The organism is Desulfogranum marinum (genome assembly GCF_963675105.2).
Taxonomy (GTDB): domain Bacteria; phylum Desulfobacterota; class Desulfobulbia; order Desulfobulbales; family Desulfobulbaceae; genus Desulfogranum; species Desulfogranum marinum.
This window is the reverse complement of the sequence record NZ_CAXXRO010000002.1, coordinates 683,141-703,412: the sequence shown is the minus strand read 5'-3', so window position 1 is coordinate 703,412 and position 20,272 is coordinate 683,141. Positions and strand designations below refer to the sequence as shown.

18 protein-coding genes are annotated in these 20,272 nt (G+C 48.3%); 16 read left to right on the top strand and 2 right to left on the bottom strand.

Translation table 11 applies throughout. From position 1 onward, the window contains the following. Positions 1–2,106, top strand: coding sequence for a PAS domain-containing hybrid sensor histidine kinase/response regulator (locus ACHZCY_RS03875; protein ID WP_319547912.1), 2,106 nt, complete (start codon positions 1–3; stop codon positions 2,104–2,106). A 450-nt stretch (positions 2,107–2,556) separates the two neighbouring features. On the opposite strand, the gene ACHZCY_RS03870 is transcribed toward ACHZCY_RS03875, so the two are convergent. Next, entirely contained in the window at positions 2,557–3,942 is a 1,386-nt protein-coding gene (locus ACHZCY_RS03870; RefSeq protein WP_319547911.1) for an ISKra4 family transposase, read from the bottom strand. Between the two features lie 270 nt (positions 3,943–4,212). Between ACHZCY_RS03870 and ACHZCY_RS03865 the strand changes: the two genes are divergently transcribed. From ACHZCY_RS03865 to ACHZCY_RS03795, 15 genes are all read left to right on the top strand, one after another. Further along, entirely contained in the window at positions 4,213–4,563 is a 351-nt protein-coding gene (locus tag ACHZCY_RS03865) for a PilZ domain-containing protein (protein WP_319547910.1), read from the top strand. 343 nt (positions 4,564–4,906) lie between these two features. After that, positions 4,907–6,346 (top strand): F0F1 ATP synthase subunit beta, encoded by a 1,440-nt coding sequence (atpD, locus tag ACHZCY_RS03860; RefSeq protein WP_205221633.1) that lies wholly within the window; start codon positions 4,907–4,909, stop codon positions 6,344–6,346. Continuing rightward, positions 6,321–6,728, top strand: a complete 408-nt coding sequence (locus ACHZCY_RS03855; RefSeq protein ID WP_319547909.1) for a F0F1 ATP synthase subunit epsilon — start codon at positions 6,321–6,323, stop codon at positions 6,726–6,728. Before atpD ends, ACHZCY_RS03855 begins: the two co-directional genes overlap by 26 nt. Beyond that, on the top strand, positions 6,718–7,056 hold the full coding sequence (locus tag ACHZCY_RS03850) for an AtpZ/AtpI family protein (protein WP_205221635.1): 339 nt from the start codon (positions 6,718–6,720) through the stop codon (positions 7,054–7,056). The genes ACHZCY_RS03855 and ACHZCY_RS03850 overlap by 11 nt, the downstream gene beginning before the upstream one ends. Further along, a complete protein-coding gene (locus ACHZCY_RS03845; protein WP_232370928.1) occupies positions 7,046–7,369 on the top strand; it encodes an N-ATPase subunit AtpR in 324 nt (107 codons plus the stop codon). Before ACHZCY_RS03850 ends, ACHZCY_RS03845 begins: the two co-directional genes overlap by 11 nt. Next, positions 7,353–8,075 carry a F0F1 ATP synthase subunit A gene (locus ACHZCY_RS03840; protein WP_319547908.1) on the top strand — a complete coding sequence of 241 codons (723 nt, stop codon included), beginning with the start codon at positions 7,353–7,355 and terminating at the stop codon, positions 8,073–8,075. Before ACHZCY_RS03845 ends, ACHZCY_RS03840 begins: the two co-directional genes overlap by 17 nt. Positions 8,076–8,083: 8 nt before the next feature. Then, the gene (locus tag ACHZCY_RS03835) at positions 8,084–8,365 is read left to right on the top strand and encodes a F0F1 ATP synthase subunit C (RefSeq protein ID WP_205221637.1); all 282 of its coding nucleotides are present in this window, start codon (positions 8,084–8,086) and stop codon (positions 8,363–8,365) included. Positions 8,366–8,369: 4 nt separating this feature from the next. Further along, positions 8,370–9,179 (top strand): F0F1 ATP synthase subunit delta, encoded by an 810-nt coding sequence (locus ACHZCY_RS03830; RefSeq protein WP_319547907.1) that lies wholly within the window; start codon positions 8,370–8,372, stop codon positions 9,177–9,179. Next, positions 9,176–10,735 carry an alternate F1F0 ATPase, F1 subunit alpha gene (locus tag ACHZCY_RS03825; RefSeq protein ID WP_319547906.1) on the top strand — a complete coding sequence of 520 codons (1,560 nt, stop codon included), beginning with the start codon at positions 9,176–9,178 and terminating at the stop codon, positions 10,733–10,735. Before ACHZCY_RS03830 ends, ACHZCY_RS03825 begins: the two co-directional genes overlap by 4 nt. Before the next feature lie 50 nt (positions 10,736–10,785). Continuing rightward, complete coding sequence (locus tag ACHZCY_RS03820; RefSeq protein WP_319547905.1) at positions 10,786–12,105, top strand: DUF2254 domain-containing protein; 1,320 nt, start codon at positions 10,786–10,788, stop codon at positions 12,103–12,105. 163 nt (positions 12,106–12,268) lie between these two features. Continuing rightward, the gene (locus ACHZCY_RS03815; protein ID WP_319547904.1) at positions 12,269–13,162 is read left to right on the top strand and encodes a F0F1 ATP synthase subunit gamma; all 894 of its coding nucleotides are present in this window, start codon (positions 12,269–12,271) and stop codon (positions 13,160–13,162) included. Positions 13,163–13,263: 101 nt separating this feature from the next. Then, complete coding sequence (locus ACHZCY_RS03810; RefSeq protein WP_319547903.1) at positions 13,264–13,713, top strand: hypothetical protein; 450 nt, start codon at positions 13,264–13,266, stop codon at positions 13,711–13,713. Between the two features lie 237 nt (positions 13,714–13,950). Next, positions 13,951–14,256, top strand: a complete 306-nt coding sequence (locus ACHZCY_RS03805) for a hypothetical protein (protein ID WP_205221643.1) — start codon at positions 13,951–13,953, stop codon at positions 14,254–14,256. A gap of 234 nt (positions 14,257–14,490) precedes the next feature. Beyond that, positions 14,491–17,019: an alpha-glucan family phosphorylase gene (glgP, locus tag ACHZCY_RS03800; protein WP_319547902.1), complete on the top strand. Its 2,529-nt coding sequence runs from the start codon at positions 14,491–14,493 to the stop codon at positions 17,017–17,019. A 700-nt stretch (positions 17,020–17,719) separates the two neighbouring features. Next, on the top strand, positions 17,720–18,799 hold the full coding sequence (locus ACHZCY_RS03795) for an ATP-binding protein (RefSeq protein WP_319547901.1): 1,080 nt from the start codon (positions 17,720–17,722) through the stop codon (positions 18,797–18,799). A 74-nt stretch (positions 18,800–18,873) separates the two neighbouring features. On the opposite strand, the gene nhaA is transcribed toward ACHZCY_RS03795, so the two are convergent. Beyond that, positions 18,874–20,229: a Na+/H+ antiporter NhaA gene (gene nhaA, locus ACHZCY_RS03790; protein ID WP_319547900.1), complete on the bottom strand. Its 1,356-nt coding sequence runs from the start codon at positions 20,227–20,229 to the stop codon at positions 18,874–18,876. Positions 20,230–20,272: the final 43 nt, after the last annotated feature.

Below are 20,272 nucleotides of genomic sequence, written 5' to 3'. Positions count from 1 at the left end.
ATGGCACTAGAAGACGATCAACGTTGTAAATATAGCGAGTTAAGGAAACGCGCTCGAGCTTCCCTGGCAAGGAAAGAAAAAGACCTCTCTGCCATGTCTTCAGAGGATATCCAAAAACTTGTTCATGAGCTCGACACCTACCAGGTTGAGCTGGAAATCCAAAATGAAGATTTGCGTCAAGTGCAGGAGGAACTTAACACGTCACGCAAGAGATTTTCTGACCTCTATGACTTTGCCCCGGTGGGGTACCTTACCATTAGCGATAAAGGATTGATTGTTGAGTGCAACTTAACAGCAGCTGAAATGCTAGGAGGAGAAAGGGGATTTTTGCTCAATCAACCTCTCTCCGCATTTATAGCTAAGGAAGACCAGGACATTTTATATAATCATCGTGCAAAACTTCTTCATTCAGAAGGGCAGCAATCTTTTGATCTTCGGATGAAAAACAAGCAGGGCGCTTTCTTTTATGCGCACGTTGAAGGGACAGTTCTTGCTGACGTAGATGGTGATGCTGGCCAATTCAGAATGTGTATTGGAGATGTTACCGAACGTAAACAAGCTGAAGAGGCGTTGACGATAAGTGAACAAAAAAACAAAGATGCCTATAAATTTCTGGAGATTATCGTAGATACTATTCCTGTACGTCTCTTCTGGAAGGACAAAAAATTAAATTATTTAGGCTGCAATAGGTTGTTTGCTCAGGATGCAGGGTGTCGTGACCCAGAAGAGTTGGTTGGAGCTAACGATTACGATATGGGGTGGACGGTTAATGCAGACCAGTATCGAAAGGATGACCTTGAGGTCATTAAATCGGGAAAATCAAAACTCAACTATGAAGAACCCCAAACAACCCCTGAAGGGAAGCAAATTTGGCTCTCAACTTCAAAAGTACCACTTCGTGATGCAAAAGATAACATAATTGGCCTGTTGGGGGTGTACGAAGATGTTACACAGCGAAAATTGGAAGAAACGGAACTGCTCAAAGTTCAGAAACTTGAATCATTAGGTCGCCTTGCCGGAGGAATAGCCCATAACTTCAATAACATTCTAATGTCTATCATGGGTAACGTTTCGTTAGCGAAAATGACAGTTTCCCCCACAGACTCAATATACGAACGGTTAACCAATGCAGAGGAAGCATGTTTTAGGGCAAAAGATTTAGCCCAGCAATTTCTTACATTCTCAAAAGGTGGTGATCCTGTCATGACTACAATTTTAGTAGCAGACTTGGTCAAAAGCAGCTGTCAATTAGCATTAAGCGGGACAACATCGAGCTGGGAATGCAGTATTCCTGAGGATTTATGGAACTTTTATGCGGATGCTAACCAAATCGGTCAGGCTTTAACCAACATCCTTATCAATGCCGACCAGGCTATGCCCAACGGGGGTAAGATAAAGGTGTGCTGTCAAAATGTGGTAAGCAGCGAGACCGACAACCTCCCCTTAAAAAATGGAAAGTACGTTAAGACATCAATAAGAGATCAAGGGATTGGAATACGGGAAGAATATCTTGATAGTATTTTTGATCCTTATTTTACCACAAAAGCCACTGGCAATGGACTCGGCTTGTCATCAGCTTACTCGATACTGAAGAAACATGAGGGGTGTTTGATTGTTGAATCTACTTCAGAATCAGGTACAGTTTTTTCTTTTTACATTCCAGCTTCCACTTCCGATGTCGAACTGGCAGAGGATGCTGAACCACAGCTATTAAAGAGTAGCGGAAAAATACTCGTCATGGATGATGATAAAATGGTGCGTGATATGATCGGGGTAATGTTAGAGCACCTCGGGTATCATGCTGCATTTGCTGAAGACGGGGAAAAGGCTTTAGCAAAGTATGTGAAAGCGATGCAAACCAACAAGCCATTCGATTTGGTAATTATGGACCTTATTATTCCTGATGGCATGGGGGGAGCAGAGGCCATTAAAAAATTGTTACACATTGATCCTTTTGCAAGAGTAATCGTTTCAAGCGGTTATAGTAACGATCCGGTTTTGTCTAATTATAGCAAATATGGCTTTGTTGGAGTGCTTGCAAAACCTTATCATCTTAACAAGCTAAATGTGCTGTTGGAGAATATTTTCAACGCTTCTAACCACTGATTGCTCCTGATCAGCCCCTTGTTGATTCGGTCGAATATGATGCAAATTTGAAAGAGATGAATGACCCGTTTGGTTAATCTTGTTGATCAATTCAACTAGGCTCAATATACATCCTGACGTTGCCCCTCTTTGTAAATCACGCCAGACCAAAATCTATAACAATTTACAAAAGACCAGACAATAGATGTCTGTATAGCTCACGAGAATAGCTTCCTAGGAAATGAACAATGCTAGTATTGGCAATGTTAACCATTTAAGCAAATCTGAAAGTTTACACTATTCCTGTAAATTCACGACCGGAGGTGCACAGGAAAAAGGTTAACCGCCGCAATTTACCGTCTATTAACCTTACCGTATCGAAGTTCTGAATTCCCAACTGCGACAACGGATGAATTTTTTACTGGAGGTATTTTTTACTCATGTGATCGGGTGCATCCGACGTTTATGGAATCATTTAACACGCCGTATCTTCTTCTCTCGTGAGACCCTTTTTTCCTGCGCACTTTTCTCATACTGATCAAAGAACGAATCAAATTTTGAGTTATACTTGGCGCAGCGTAGTTTCAAGATGTTGTTGGCATAATCAACTTTCCACCAAGCGCCTGACCTCTTGAGACGAATATTGCTGATAAACTTGTTGGCACTTTCTATTGCGCCACTGCCAAGTGGATAGCCACCACGCCGTAAGCGGCCATACTCAATTCTAACCTTGTTTGTCTTGAGATAGTTGACCAGGTTGTCCCGCTCTGTCTTTGCCTCTGCAGTTTTACACTTCATCCGGTTCAACCCGGCGATCACGTGAGCAGCATTATTATGAAACAAGCGCACCTTGGTCTGCTCTATCCATGAACTGGCCTTTTCCGTCTCAGGAAAATGAATTTTGGCAAAAGCATGTAAATGTTCTGAGCAGTGATAATAATCGAGAACTTGCCGACACTCAGGGAAATACTCTTTGACGCAGTCCCATATCCACTTCGCTCCATCACCAACAAAACACAGACGAACTTTGTCCAGTGGAATGATATCCTGCCTCCTCAGCTCAGCCAGAAACTCACGGAATTCATTGACGTTACTGATTTGATGCCAGCTTAAAAGATGGACAACTTTATCTTTGTCCAACAAATAACCACGAATACCTTTCGCCTCGCGCCAGCAGTGAGGCTGCCCTTTTTCTTCAGTCCTGATTGGAACCATGGCACCGTCAGCAGAAAAGACGAGTACAGGTCGACGGTAATTGTCTTCAGAGATACACTCTATAATCTGAGCAACTTCCTCGGCAGTTGGAGTAATCTCGGCAAGGCTGATTTCCGAGGCGACCTGATTGGTAAGTTTATGCACTGTATCCGCAGAAATATCAAAACGATATATTTCGTTCATCATCTCCGCAGCTTCCTCAAAAGTTTCCTTGGCGCCGAAAAGGGCTGCTATTTTCTGCATATCATATTGGTACTTACCATCCCTGAGGTTAAGAGTATCCTCATATGGGGTATGAACAGCCTTGCACTTTGGGCAGACATAATACGGGCAGTTAATTGTTATTGTTCCAATTGTGGTAACGCACTCTCTTCTATTGTCATATTTTTTATGCACCCTGGAACCACAACCGGTACACGCTAGCGAGGTGATGTGCCTGCCAAGTTCGCCTTGAATAATAATCTGAACCAGTTCCGGGTCTATTGCAGGGTACTTTCTTCTAATGTTTTCGATTATCTCAAAAAGGGTATTATTAGGCGCATCAACACACTGGATAATATGATCAATTTTTCGATCAAGACTTGTATCGTACATGTCTTTATAGCTCTCTTTCCAAGTCTGTGCTTTTTGCGCTGTCGCCATGGCATAACCTCCTGATTTTGCAGAACATTACACCATAAAAGCGTTAATTTTTGAACTAAAAATTCAACTTAAGTGTCTAAAATTACTAACTAAATCGTCCCTCAGTGTGATCGGCTTACGCATTCCATAAACGTCGGATGCACCCCATGTGATCAACTACCGCCCTTTTTCATTGTTTCTTCAATACTCAATGCTATATAATATTTTTATGCAATAGCAGTATTCGTCCAGAGCAAAACTAGTTCAACATCTGATTGTACAAGGACTTTCATGGAAAATTATCTACAGCCTATGGATCGACGAACTCATGACCGGTACCTAATAAAGGAAGGTGAAGATATACTCGTTGACTTTAAGGGAGATACAATAAAGGGTGTCTTTACCGTAAGGGATCTTAGCGAGGGAGGTTTAGCATTTTTTGCAGATGGCGTAAAGGGAGATGAGATGTGCAAAAGTGTTCACATTGATTTAGTTTTTGGAAATCATGATGTGATTTTCCGTTCTCTTGTATCACAGATTGTCTTCTGCTGCGACCCTACGAGGTATGGCTTGAAATTTTTGTTCCTTTCTAATTTTGAAAAAAGAGCTTTAAGGGTGTTTATTAATAAATATTGTCAGTAAGTTTTTTTCTACCCAAAACGTAATTATTCAACGAGAAGAAATAATATAAAAAACAGTGCGTTCTCATAGGTTAGCCTTATAGTTAAAGAGTTGAGACATCAACAGGTTCTTATATGCCTGGGGATTCTTATAGTTTAATAGGTGCCGTTGCCGGTTTGCTTGCAGGCAGGGTAATGACCTATGCAAGCTCCGTCTTCAAGGTAACATTCTAGTAGGGATTATCGGCGGCTTTCTCTTCAGACTCTTGGCAATCGCCGCCGGTGGCCTGACAAACTCAATATTGACTGCTGCTGAAAGTGGTCTGTTTTTGAAGATAACTGCCGGATAACTTGCGAGAACCACCATGGAAAAGAGCACGCTAGTTGCTAACACTGGGAAGGTACTGCTGGTTCGTGGCAGCGTAGTAGATATCAGTTTCCAGGTACATCTGCCTCCCATCTACACATTGCTGCACGCAAAAGAAGGGGCAATTGTAATAGAAGTGCTCGCTCAACTCGACACCCATCGTGTCCGTGGAATTGCGTTGACCCCCACACAAGGCCTCGCCCGCGGAGATGTGATCAAGGACACGGGCGGGCCTCTGAAAGCTCCAGTCGGTAAGACCATTCTCTCGCGAATGTTCGATGTCTTCGGAAACACTATTGACCAGCAACCCGCACCGACCGACGTCATGTGGCGCACAGTCCATCGCAACCCACCGACGCTGTCACAGCGCTCTTCCAAATCCGAGATTTTTGAAACAGGCATAAAGGTCATTGATGTCTTGGTGCCGCTGGAGCGTGGCGGCAAAGCCGGCCTTTTCGGCGGAGCCGGTGTCGGTAAAACGGTGTTGCTGACCGAGATGATCCACAACATGATCGGACACCAGGAAGGTGTAAGCATTTTTTGCGGCATCGGCGAGAGGTGCCGTGAAGGTGAGGAGCTGTACCGCGACATGCGGGATGCCGGCGTTTTACCGAACATGGTGATGATCTTTGGTCAGATGAACGAGCCGCCGGGCAGCCGGTTCCGCGTGGGCCACGCCGCCCTGACCATGGCTGAATATTTTCGGGACGATGAGCACCGTGACGTGCTTCTGCTGATTGATAACATTTTTCGTTTTATCCAGGCCGGTATGGAGGTGTCAGGTTTGATGGGCCAAATGCCGTCGCGTCTGGGATACCAGCCGACCATGGGCACGGAGTTGTCCCATCTTGAAGAGCGCATCGCCAATACCAACGCAGGAGCAATTACTTCCATTCAGGCGGTCTATGTACCGGCAGACGACCTGACCGACCCGGCAGCGGTTCACACCTTTTCGCATCTTTCATCATCCATCGTACTGTCACGCAAGCGGGCAGGCGAAGGGCTGTACCCCGCTATCGATCCATTGCAATCCAGTTCTAAAATGGCTACACCCAGCATCATCGGCGAACGACATTATCATCTGGCGCGGGAAATCAGGCGGACACTTGCCCAATATGCTGAACTAAAGGACATAATCGCCATGCTCGGCCTTGAGCAACTGTCGCCGGAAGATCGCAATGTCGTTGCCCGTGCCCGTCGATTAGAGCGTTTTCTCACCCAGCCATTTTTTACAACCGAGCAGTTCACAGGCCTTACAGGAAAACTTGTTACCTTGGAAGATGCTTTGGATGGTTGTGAGCAAATTCTGAGTGATGAGCTGAAAGACTACCCGGAAAGTGCGTTCTACATGATCGGAACCATTGACGAGGCCAGGAAAAAAGCCACACCGAAACCAGAAAAGGAGGTCGAAAATGCAGCCGTCACTCATGACGCTTAAAATTCTCCTGCCGTTTCAGATCTTCGCCGACAAAACCGGCATCACACGTATCGTAGCTGAAACCAGGGCCGGATCGCACGGAATTCTACCGAGGAGACTTGATTGCGTCGCGCCTCTCGTGCCTGGGATATTGATTTACGAAAACGATGAAGAGGGCGAAATTTATGTGGCCGTCGATGAAGGGATTCTGGTGAAAACCGGCCCGAATGTATTTGTTTCTGTACGCAATGCCATCGACGGAACAGACCTCAGACAATTGCAGGAAGCGGTGGAGCTGGAGTTTCTAGACCTGAATGAACGTGAACAGAACGTTCGCTCGGTGCTGGCAAAAATGGAGAGTGGTTTCATCCACCGCTTTACAGAGTTTCAGCATGGCAGATAAACTCGAAAAACGGCCGTCAAAGTCGAATCCGCCGTTCATCCAGGAGGTTGGCAGGAAGGCCAAGAACAAGCTCAAGGCGCAGCGAAAGACCACCCGCAACGTATGGTTTGGCCTGGGAATGATGGGGCTTGTCGGCTGGTCGGTGGTGGTTCCGACCCTGCTCGGTGCGGCGCTTGGCATCTGGCTGGACGGGCGTCACGCAAGCAGTCATTCCTGGACCCTGATGCTGCTGATTATTGGCTTAGGGCTCGGCTGTTTCAATGCCTGGCACTGGGTGGCCAAGGAAGACAGAGAAATACAGGCGGACCAGGAGGATAATGATGAGTGAAACTTTGACGGTGTTACTCGTTATAGTGGCCGGTTTTATTCTCGGACTACTGTTTTTTGGGGGCCTGTGGTGGACCGTGAACAGGGGACTGTCATCCCGGCGGCCAACCCTGTGGTTCATGGGAAGTTTTGTGCTACGAACAGCCATTGTCCTGGCGGGTCTGTATCTTGTCGCTGGCGATGATTGGCAGCGGTTACTGCTCTGCCTCTTCGGATTCATCATAGCGCGGGCCATCGTGCGCCGATACACCGACCGGCAACCCAACCAACAGTGCCTGCCAGCAAAGGAGGCCGGACATGCGACTGACTCCTGACGAGATTATTTTTTGGCAATATGGCTTTTTTAAGCTCAACGCAACTATTGTCTTCACCTGGATGCTGATGTTCCTACTCGCTGTCGGCGCAAAACTGATCACCCGGCATCTTTCCACGGACCTGACACGCTCCCGCTGGCAGAACCTGCTGGAGATCATCGTCACCACCATCGAAAAACAAATTTCCGAGGTGGGCCTCAGTCAACCACGGCCATATCTTGGCTTTCTCGGCACCCTCTTCCTGTTCATCGCTGCAGCCAGCCTCTGTACCATCTTTCCGGGCTATGAACCGCCCACTGGCTCGCTGTCAACCACAGCGGCACTCTCACTGTGCGTCTTTGTTGCGGTACCCTTTTACGGCATTGCGGAACAGGGGCTGCCTGAATATCTGCACTCCTACATGAAGCCGACACTCATCATGCTGCCCTTCAACATCATCAGTGAGATTTCACGCACCCTCGCCCTGGCTATCCGCCTGTTCGGCAACATGATGAGCGGCACCATGATAATCGCCATCCTGCTCACGATTACGCCCTTTATCTTTCCTATTCTAATGACTTTGCTCGGTCTGCTTACCGGCATGGTACAGGCATATATCTTCAGCATCCTGGCTGCAGTGTATATCGCAGCGGCGGCACAAGTCAGAAAAACCAGGCAAATAGTCGATAACGACAGAAACCACCAACATGTACACATCTTACCCTAGGAGCTGCTATGTATGACATGACTATTATCGCGGTGGCATCGATCGTCATCGCCGGGATCACGACTAGTTTTGGCACCATGGGGCCTGCTCTGGCTGAAGGCAGAGCGGTCGCCACAGCGCTTAGTTCTCTCGCCCAGCAGCCAGATGCCTCCTCGACGATCACCCGGACCTTATTCGTCGGCCTGGCGATGATCGAATCCACAGCTATTTACTGTTTCGTGGTCTCGATGATCCTCATCTTCGCCAACCCCTTCTGGAACCATGTCATAGCCCAGGCAGCAGGGAAATAGGCATATGTTAATCGACTGGTTCACCGTGGGAGCACAGGTAGTCAATTTCGCCATTCTGGTGTGGTTGCTCAAACGCTTTCTGTACAAGCCCATCATCGATGCCATTGATGCCCGTGAAAAGCGAATAGCACTTGCACTTGCAGACGCCGATGCGAAAACGGCCGAAGCCCAAAAGGAACGTGACGAATTTCTGGCAAAGAGTGAAGAATTTGATCGGCAACGGGCTACGCTTTTCATTCAGGCAACAGAAGAGGCACATGCTGAACGCCGACGACTCTTCGACGAGGCGCGGCAAGCCGCTGAGGAATTGCGGGTGAAACGACAAGAAGCAATACGAAACGAAGCCTCTCTCTTGCATGAGGCCATCAGCCGCCGAACCCGTGAAGAGGTTTTTGCTATCACGCGCAAAACCCTTGCAGACCTTGCCACAACCAATCTGGAAGAACGGTTGGTGGAGGTGTTCACTCGTCGTTTAGAAGAGATGGATGACAAAGTGAAAACAGATCTTGTTGCATCTTTGACGAAAACATCAGATCCGGCGATAGTACGCACAGCCTTTGAGTTGCCTCCAGCGCAACAGGCGATATTGCAAAATGCTCTCAACGAGACGTTTTCGACTGAAATCCGCATCCGCTTTGAGACTGCACCCAATCTGATCAGCGGCATTGAGCTCGCCACCGATGGCCAAAAGATTGCGTGGTCCATTGCCGATTACCTGCTGTCCCTGGAAAGGGCTATCGACGAACTGCTCCAAGAGGAGAAGCAAACTGAAGCTAAGCTTGAACCATCTACTCAGGAAAGAACAAACCCATGAAGATGGCAGCCGAAATTCTTGAGAACCTTTTCGACAGCACCTTTGCCGAGATACGCCAGGCGCGGGAAATCTTTGCTCCGCAACTGCAGCTGCTGGAGACAGGGACGATCATCAGTGTCGCTACCGGCATCGCCAAGGTATCGGGCCTCCCCGGGGTCGGCTCCGATGAACTGGTGATGTTTCCAGGGGGTGTTCTCGGTGTCGCTTTCAACGTGGACGCAAACGAAATCGGCGTTGTTCTCTTTGGTGATTACTCGCACCTGCATGCCGGCGATGAAGTGCAGCGTACAGGTAGAGTAATGGACGTCGGTGTCGGTAAAGGATTGCTGGGGCGGGTTATCGATCCGCTCGGGCGTCCCCTCGATGGTAACGGCCCGGTGGCCGTGAGCCGGCGTCTGCCCATCGAACGTCCCGCTGCCGCCATCATGGATCGCGCGCCAGTAACGGAGCCGCTCCAGACCGGTCTCAAAGTTATCGATGCACTCATCCCTGTTGGCCGGGGTCAGCGGGAGTTGATTCTTGGGGATCGTCAGACAGGTAAGACTACCATTGCCATCGACACAATTATAAATCAGCGTGACAAGGATGTCCTCTGTGTCTATTGCTCCATCGGCCAGCGGGGATCAGCCATTGCCAAAGCTCTGGCGACCCTGCAGCAGAAAGGCGCCATGGAGTACACCGTTCTTGTCGTTACTGAGGGAAATGATCCACCTGGTCTCTCGTATATCGCTCCTTACGCTGCAACCAGTATTGCCGAGTTTTTCATGGAGGCAGGACGGGATGTGCTGATCGTGTACGACGATCTCACCCATCACGCCCGAGCCTATCGTGAGCTGTCGCTATTGCTGCGTCGTCCTCCTGGACGCGAAGCGTTTCCGGGAGATATCTTTTATATCCACTCGCGGCTGTTGGAGCGTGCAACACATCTACGCCAGGAACTCGGGGGCGGCTCTCTCACCGCTTTGCCCATTATCGAGACAGAAGCGCAAAACATTTCAGCCTACATTCCAACCAATCTGATTTCCATCACCGATGGGCAGATCTACCTCTCGCCCGCCTTGTTCGAACTTGGTGTGCTGCCCGCGGTTGACGTCGGCAAATCTGTTTCACGGGTTGGGGGCAAAGCGCAGCGAGCAGCCTATCGGGCGGTAGCTGGAGACCTCAAGCTCGCATATGCGCAATTTGAAGAGCTTGAGACCTTCTCTCGGTTTGGCGCTCGCCTCGATGAGGCTACCCGTAGCATAATCGAGCATGGAAAGCGGATTCGTTTCTGCCTCAAGCAGCCGGAATCGGAACCTTTATCGATGCCGACCCAAATTGCGGTGCTGCTGGCGTTGACCGCCGGACTTTTCGACAGCGTGCCATTTGACAAGATTAAGGATGCTGAACACGCTGTGCAGGAAGCCGCAGCCAACATTCCGGCTGAGGTACGTGCGCGTCTGGATAGCGCTGAAAAAATGAGTAACGAGGATCGCGAATCAATTCTTTTCATCGCCCGTGAATCATGCGTGCGTTTTCAGCGTGCTGCTGGATCTGCCTCCAAGCGGGATGATTAGGTAACAGACCTGACAAAACAGGCCAAAACATGACAGAGGAGTGACTACGAATGCTGATAAAACTCCGATATTGGTGGCAGGAACAACGGTCGAGCTTCTGGTTCGTTCCCAGCGTGATAGTCCTGGACGCCGTAGTGCTCGCCACAATCCTGATAGTTATTGATACGACCATAGACCTTGGGGTTGCCGAAGGGTGGCCATTGGTCTTTGGTTCCGGTGCGGCTGGTGCCCGTGGCTTGCTCACCACTGTTGCCAGCTCGATGATCACGGTAGCCGGATTAGTGTTCTCCATTACTCTCGTGGCCCTTTCCCTGGCATCCAGTCAATACACATCACGAGTCATTCGTAATTTTATGCGCGACCGCGTCAACCAGGGTGTTCTCGGCATCTTTGTCGGCATTTTTGCCTACTGCCTGGTTGTACTCAGGACCATCCGTGGTGGGGATGAAGGGATGTTCGTTCCTGCGCTGGCAGTGCTGGTTGGTTTGCTTTTCGCCTTCGTTGGTATCGCCGTTCTGATCTTCTTCATTCACCATATCTCAATATCCATCCAGGCATCGAGTATTATTGCCGGGGCCGCAGAGGAAACAATTGCAGCCGTGGATCACCTGTTTCCAGAACGACTGGACGACGATGAGGAAGAAAACAAAGACGGTGGTTTTTCGACATCTCTGGCCCATCGACCCTGGTATGCTGTTCCGGCCAGGAAGAGCGGCTACATTGAGAGTGTCGACATGAACATACTCCTCGATATTGCAAGGGAACAGCGAATCATTTTACGGATGGAGCGCGGAGTCGGAGAGTTTGTCGTCGAGGGGGCACCACTGGTCTCAGTCATGAATCTGATTAATCCGAAAGAAGAGCTGATAGCCAAGTTGAACTCGATCTATGCTATCAGCCGCCAGCGCACTGTAGACCAAGATGCCTCCTTTGGGATTCGGCAGATAGTGGACATCGCCATGAAAGCACTGTCGCCTGGCATCAATGACACAACCACCGCGATTATGTGTATAGATTACCTGGCGGCGATAATGGTTCGAATTGCTGCGCGCCGAATGTCGCCCCCCCATTATCTCGATAACGGCGAACTGCGAGTCATTGCCCGAGGCCCGAGCTTTGAGAGCCTACTGTCAGAATCCTTCGACCAGATACGAGAGCACGGTGCAAGCAACATTGCAATCTTGTTGCGTATGCTCGGTGCACTGCAAACCATTGCACATCAAACAACCAATGCCTGCCGGTGTCGGGAAGTCCATAATAAAGTGCAGTGTATTGCAGATCTGGCCGAACGTACCATTACGTTCCCCTACGACTGGGAACGGTTTCAGAGCCGACTAATACAGGTACAAAAGTCGCTAAAGTCGTGCTGACATTGAAAAGGGTGGGAACTCTATGCCGCCATCTTTTCCTGATCTCATCAGGCGGTTTGGTTATAAACCACAGTGTTGGAGATGACCAATCCACAGATATTCTCAATAGGAAAACAGAACCGTGTGTCTAGCCAAGCAGAGTAACTAAGACACCTGAGGCGTTATGAGTGACACTATAGCGAGCCTGCGTCGACAAATAAGCGGAGCTGAAGATCTGCAATCTGTTGTCCGCACCATGAAGGCCGTGGCTGCTTCAAGTATAGGACAATATGAAAAATCAGTGCGTGCGTTGAGCGACTACCATAGTGTTGTGGAGCTCGGATTGGAGGCATGCTTCCGGTATACAACCTCTCATCCTATATTTGCCAAGGACACCCTGCCTCAAGATGCACAGAGGACCAGTGCTGTCGTTTTTGGTTCAGACCAAGGACTGGTAGGCCGGTTTAATGATGAGGTGGCCAGTTATGCGGTGCAGACACTCTCAGCCTTGCCGATCAAACCCGAGATATGGACGGTTGGTGAGCGTGTCCATGCTCATTTGGCAGATGAGGAAATGCACCTGATGGGACAATTCGCCATACCGAACACCGTCAAAGCCATCACGCCGTTCGTCGGAAAAATTCTTATGGAGATAGGGACGCGCCACAGTCAGAATGATGGAGCTGAGTTATATCTCTTCTATAATCGGCCTGCCAGCGGTTCCGCCTATACACCAGTCAGCCAACGGCTGCTCCCTTTGGACGAAGAGTGGCAAGACAACCTTGCAGAACGTACTTGGCCCTCTGAAAACCTGCCGGAGGTCATAGGGGGCAGTATAATGACCTTGCAGATGCTCATTAGGGAATATCTTTTCGTCTCGCTCTTCCGGGCGTGTGCCGAGTCGCTGGCAAGTGAGAATGCCAGCCGTCTGGCAGCGATGCAACGTGCCGACAACAATATTAACGAATTAATGGAGGACCTCAAGAGAACATTCCATCACTTGCGCCAGAGTGGTATTGATGAGGAGATGTTTGACGTTATTTCCGGTTTCGAAGCGTTGAATGGAAAGGAAACCTAATGCACAACCAAAAGTCAAAGAAGCTGAAATGTCGAGGAGTCGAACGAGGGGAACAAAAGTAGCTGAAAGGAAAAAATCAATAACAAAACACAGGGGGCAATATGACAAAATCAGACCGCACCATGACACAAAAGATGGGGATCTGGATCGATCGCAGAGAGGCCATTTTAGTCTCATTACAAGACGCCAAGACATCGATTGAGCGGATCGAATCAAATGCCGAAAGTCACTTTCGTCCATCAGGTGGGTGGAAGGCCTCTGGGACGAGTGTGGCCCAGTCCATATCAAAAGAAAAAACAGCGGACGAGCGCCGCAAACACCAATTTCATAAATTCTACAAGGAGGTAATCGAGAAGACTGACAAAGCCGACAATATTTACATTTTTGGCCCAGGGGAGGCGAAACTTGAACTGGTAAAAGAAATTGAGATAATAAAAGGCCGACACGAAAGAATTGCAGCAGTCGAAACCTGCGACAGCTTAACTGAAAACCAGATAGTTGCCCAAGTGAAATCCTTTTTTCAGCACCATAGTATCGGCCCGGCTGAGTAAGAGCAATTTGCATCGACACTAATCGACAACAGAACCAGGCGACGCATATTGACAGCAGGGGAGGTTGGCTTATAACCTGTTGCCCCTTCGTGGTTACAGCTTGCTGCAAGCACTGCATTTCCCTGCAGCAAGTGAGCTTCATGGCATGCTGTTCAAAGTGATGGCCTCGTATGTCAACTTTTTTGCAGAGACCATCTCCACAGTCAAGATAACTTTTTGCGAGAGCATCGAAAACCAATGAATATATCAGACTGGCTGGATGAAAAAGAAGCAGAGGGTGCAGATGTATCACAAATCGTATTGCCGAGAAATATGGCGTTTGATCAAGACCCGGATGAAACTATTTTTTTTAAAATAATTAATCCATGTGGGATTTTCTGTACAGAAAATCATCCCTTTTCGACGGTCGAACGTTTTGGACACTGGTATTATGCCAGAGGTCAAGACAAGAAAGCCGGTATTCATTCATCAGCAATGAAGTGGAGATTTTTTACAAAAAATAAAAATCTTGCCCTCCAAACTGCTAAAGCACACATAGAATAATGTCTTTCCAGAATGGTGTGATTTCCCCTTAATCTAGGTGCTCAAAAAAATGGCTCTTTGTCATTAATTAATTTGCTGCGGTTTCTATAGATTTTTCACGACATCTTCTGCATTGAAATTTGCAGTTTTTTTGTTTTGTAATGGGTGAGTTGTCGTTTTTAAAATAATGCACCTTACTGAAAATGAAGATAAGCCTCTCTGAGGTTGCGAGTAAACAGCGAGGAGATGTTAAACATGAACCCTGAGCGTTATCTGCCTCGATCTTTGCCCCCAGCAATGAAAGGGTTAACTGACCTGGCTCTTGATCTGCGTTGGAATTGGAATCATTGTGCTGATGCTTTATGGAAAAGCGTTGATCCTGAAAGATGGGAAGCTACCGAAGATCCGTGGCTCATTCTGGAAAGCATATCAAGAAAGCGCTTGGAAGCGCTGGCCGCTGACTCTACTTTTTTAAATGAGTTGCATCGCCAGCTCGCCAACCGTCAGGCTTACCTTCGTCAATCATCATGGTTTGACAAAAGCCACGATGAAGCTGAACTGGGAACAGTGGCATATTTCAGCATGGAGTTCGGATTAAGTGATGCTCTGCCTATCTATTCAGGTGGTCTGGGGGTGCTCGCCGGTGATTTTTTGAAGACTGCAAGTGATTTGGGAATTCCTCTTGTCGGTATCGGGCTACTCTATCAGCAAGGATATTTTCATCAGGCCCTGGACACCAATGGTGACCAGTTGGCTTTTTTTCCATATAACAATCCCACCATGTTACCAGTGTTGCCATTGCAGGGTTCTGATGGAGAATGGTTACGTGTTAGTGTGGAACTGCCGGGCCGTACATTGTGGCTGCGTGGTTGGCAGGCGCAGGTTGGGAGAGTTTCACTGTATTTACTGGACAGCAACGATCTTCTCAATGCTCCGGGCGACCGAGGCATTACCGGTGAGCTTTACGGCGGTGGAATTGAAATGCGTCTGCAACAGGAGATCGTGCTTGGCATCGGCGGCTGGCGGTTGCTGGAGGCCTTGAATATTTCTCCTTTAGTATGTCATCTTAACGAAGGGCACGCTGCCTTTGTCATACTTGAACGCGCCCGTCGCTTCATGGAGCAAACCGATCGGACATTTTCCATCTCTCTTCTTGGCACCAGGGCCGGTAATATCTTTACGACGCATACCCCGGTTGCCGCAGGTTTCGATCGGTTTCCACGGAAAATTATGACGCAATACTTTTCTGATTATGCGCATCATCATCTCGGTATATCCATGGACGAACTGCTTTCCCTGGGTCATGATCATGGTAGCGATGACAGTAACTTTTTTAACATGGCTTATCTCGCCTTACGCGGTTGTGGTAGGGTCAATGGAGTCAGCCGCTTGCATGGAGAGGTCTGCCGTCGTATTTTTCTCCCCCTCTTTTCCCGTTGGCCCAAGCATGAAATACCCATCGGTCATATAACCAACGGCGTGCACATGCCATCATGGGATTCAGCGGCGGCCGATGCATTATGGACGGAACATTGTGGCAAAGGGAGTTGGCTCAGCACTCTGGAAACCATTGAACAGGTCTGGCGAAGGGTAGATGATGATAAATTGTGGTCCATGCGGAACCAGGCTCGGCAGCCACTTGTTAAGGCAGTACGGAGACGTCTGGTGCGCCAGCATGCGGCCTGTGGCGTGACAAAAGAAGGTCTTATGCAATGTCTCCAAGTTCTTGATCCGAATGTCCTGACTATCGGCTTCGCAAGACGCTTCGCGGGTTATAAACGACCAACATTGCTCCTTGCCGATCCAGACCGTCTGACTCGCTTGCTTATCGACGCTCAACGTCCCGTGCAGCTAATTATCGCCGGCAAAGCCCACCCTCAGGACGAAGAAGGAAAGCGTATGGTGCGAGAGTGGAATGATTACCTGCGCAGACCGGAGGTTCGTGAACGCGCGGTGTTTCTCGAAGACTACGATATGGGGCTCGCTGCCGAATTGGTCCAAGGCGTGGACCTTTGGTTGAACACACCGCGGCGTCCCTGGGAAGCAAGCGGCACCAGCGGCATGAAGGTGCTTGTCAACGGGGGGCTGAATCTGTCCGAGTTGGACGGATGGTGGGCTGAGGCCTATGATCCGGAAGTGGGTTGGTCTCTTGGCGACGGGCAGGAGCACGATCATGATTCAGCCTGGGATGCAGTGGAAGCTGAGGAGCTGTATATGCTTTTAGAGGAAGAGGTTGTGCCAGCTTTCTACACCCGTGATGAGAAAGGAATACCAACGGCATGGATGGCTAGGATGCGGCAGAGTCTAGCCCGGTTGACGCCCATGTTTTCCTGTAATCGGATGGCCCGGGAATATACTGAAGATTACTACATACCTGCAGCCGCTGCATATCAGCGGCGAGAGGCAGGAAATGCGAGCCTTTCGGCCACCATGAAACAGTGGGAGGTGTCACTAGCCAATCATTGGCACAAGATACGTTTTGGTCAATTCTCGGTGCAGGAATCTTTGGTTCGGAACCTGTTTCAGGCTGAAGTCCACTTGGGCAAATTAGAGCCAGCAGCGGTCCAGGTTGAATTATACGCTGAGGCGTTGTCACACAATTCAAATCCAGTACGCGTGACCATGGATCGAGGCGAGATGCTTGCTGGATCTGACAACGGCTACCTATACCATGCAACTGTACCTAAAGGGCGTCCGTCAAGGGATTATACACCACGGGTAATTCCATATCATCTGGAGGCCTCCGTGCCACTGGAGGCTAATTTTATTATCTGGTGGGAGTGAAATGGGCAGCAAAGGCAAGAGAAGTCAAAAAAGACGAAATACTCTGCAAAAAATACAACTCAGATATACTTTAAGAGTACCTTGGAGGATCAGCACAACAAGTATTACGTCGTAATAGAACAAAGAATAGAGTATATTGTTCACATCTCAATATGCTATGGAAGGCAAGTACTTAAATGTATACTTCCATCTTATCTTGCACAGTCCGCCTACACGCCCATTGAAGCCTCTGCTGTTCATTTAAAAAATGAAGTATTCGGGTGCGTCATATCGTGGACTTTTTTTCAATGGCCCAAAAGGAAATGGTCTCGTAAAAGTCTCTAAACGGTCTGGCGTTGCATCGAAAGTCAATACGTTAAGAACGTCTATAGCCAATACAATTGTATATCTTACGATTGTATCCAAAAAGAAGTCCTCACTTTTTTAATTTTCCACAAGAAAACTTCGAACAGCTCCTAATCTAAAATGGGAAAGCTGCGTAGATTTTTTCTTCCATTCAACAGTTTTGAAATGATCAATATCTTTCCTATGAAAAAAGAGGTCGCTTTTAGATCAACGAGAAGCGGAGACTCAATGGCATTAATAGTAGTTGTAAAGTCATAAAGAAATATTTGGTGTGAGTCTCACTAAAGCAGTGGAAGGCAGAATCTTCACCCTTCACTAAATTATTAAGCAATTAATCATAAAAGGTAACAATAATATGGAAATATTATCAGATGTACCGATGCCGGAAGAATGCGCATCCAGGATACTGGAATACAGCGGTCGAGAAGTGGCCCCTCAAGGGGGGCAAAATCTGTGGCAAAAAATCTTACAGCATAAATGGGTCCTGTCTGAAAAACTTGGCCGGGATGTGGGTACTCATGTTTCGTGCCTTGATTTTATGGAAAATATTGAGTTCAGAGATCATACGTCACAGGAATCGGAAAAAATTCAGTTTCTCAAAAAACGAGGTGCTATGAGGATTGACCGGGATATTTGGGAAACTATCTCCGAAACTCAACCACCGAAAAAAATCGTTAACAAAAGAATAATACTTCCATTCACAGAGCCCGAACTTGCTCTCAAACATGGAGTTGTGCCGCCTCGAGCACTCATTTTTTTCGGCCCCCCAGGAACCGGCAAAACCCATTTTGTCCGTGCAATTGCAGGAGTGCTACAGTGGTGGTTCGTTGAGGTCAGTCCCAGCGATTTAATGGCCGAAGGCCAAGACCGCATTGGTGCAAACTTAAAAAAGGTTATGGAAAAAATCGGCGAGATGGACAACGTTATCCTCTTTATTGATGAATTTGAGGAGATTGCTGGTAACCGCGACGACGCTTCCCGTATCGATAAGTCAATCACCAACGAACTCCTTAAACAGATACCCATTTTGAAAAAACAGAACAAAAGAAATCTGTTGGTTTGTGCAACCAATTATATTGGACAACTGGATGCCGCCCTGCTGAGACCAGGACGATTTGACTGCATCATTCCAGCAGGAGGCCTAGACACCGAGGGGCGCAAAACTATCTTCGAGCATTACCTGTCGAACACAAATAAAGGAGAAGTTGATGTGGATAAAATTGTATCCATGATCTCACTTTTCACTCCAGCGGACGTTGAATATCTTTTCCAAAAAGTCAGGCAAATAACTTTTGAAATGGAGTTCGAAAGAAAAGGTAATAGCCTTGTCACAACAGAGACTTTTCTTGAGATGATCCCAAAAGTCTCGCCGACACTTACCCTGGAAATTATCGAGGAGTTTGAAATGGATTGTGTGAAATATACTCGCTATTGATTCTCTATAACGTTGTAAGGCGCTCGTTTGGAGAGCCCGTTATTGTGGTGGTAAACCCCTAATAGGGTTCCGTTTTATTCGCACCTAATTTGAGGAGTGTTTCCACGTTCCGGCAGCCATGCCAAAAGCGCCAGACCTGCCGCTGCAGAAAAGAGGGATGCAAGGAAAATTCCTAACTTCGCGCTGGTAAGAAGACGCTCGCCGAAAGCCATGTTTGCAATAAAAAGCGCCATGGTGAAACCGATTCCAGCGAGCAAACTGCCTCCTGCGATTAATCTCCAACTGAGATCCCGGGGACGAGCCGCAATATGTGAACGTACGGCCAACCAACTAAACACCAGAATACCAATAGGCTTACCGAGCACGAAAGCTGAAAAAACAGCTATCGTAACCGAGTTGCCGAGATCGCTCAAAGATAGCGGTAAGCCAGCGTTAGCAAATGCGAAGAGCGGCATGATGATAAAGCCGACCCAAGGGTGGAGCCCAATCACTAGGCGTTCGACTGGAGACAGCGTTTCACGAGCGGCAATCTCGGCGACCTGCAATGTTTGTCTGTTTTCCGTGTCTCCGCTCCCTTCACCACTGGTTGGATGCGCAATAACCTGGCTCAGTATGGCGTATAAACGGTCGTCATCTACCCAGCGTCGCGCTGGCGTCATTAAACCGAGAATCACGCCGGTGATGGTGGCGTGGATTCCCGACGCATCAACTGCGCACCAGATAACTCCACCCAGCAAGAAGTAGATCGGAAAACCACGAAAACCAAATATTGCCATTGCACGCACGATTGCCACGCCAAGTCCAGCAACCATCAATGCACCCCAGGCAATGTGGCTGCTGTAACCGATAGCCACAATCAGTATTGCACCGATATCGTCCACGATCGCTAATGAAAGCATAAACACGCGCAAGCTTTGAGGGATGCGTGACCCTAGTAACGCCAAGCAACCAATAACAAACGCTGTGTCGGTTGCCATTACGGTCCCCCAGCCGTTCTGGCCTGGTTGTCCTGTTTGTAACGTTAGATATATTGCAGCTGGAACGACCATACCTCCTATGGCCGCAGCTATTGATAAAGCGGCCATGCGTGGTTTCTTCAACTCACCAAGAACTAATTCTCGTTTGAGTTCCAATGCAACAAGAAAAAAAAACAAGGTCATCAAACCGTCGTTTATCCACTCTCTAAACGAACGGGCAAACTCCAGCGAGCCTAGCTTAAGGCCTATTTGCTTCTCCCAGGCGGCTTCAAGCATGTGAGCCCACGGTGAATTGGCCATAACAAGAGCAGCAATCGTAAATAAGAGAAGAAGCGCACCGACAGCTGCCTCGATGCGCAAGAATCGTGTGAAAGGTCTCGTCAGTCGATCTACGAATTCCTTCGGCAGTCGGGTGTTTGGGGTTCCCGAATGTGCTTGTTGATCTGTAATCATGAAAAGCCTTCGAGGTTAAAACGTTAATGGGTAAGGTCACTTG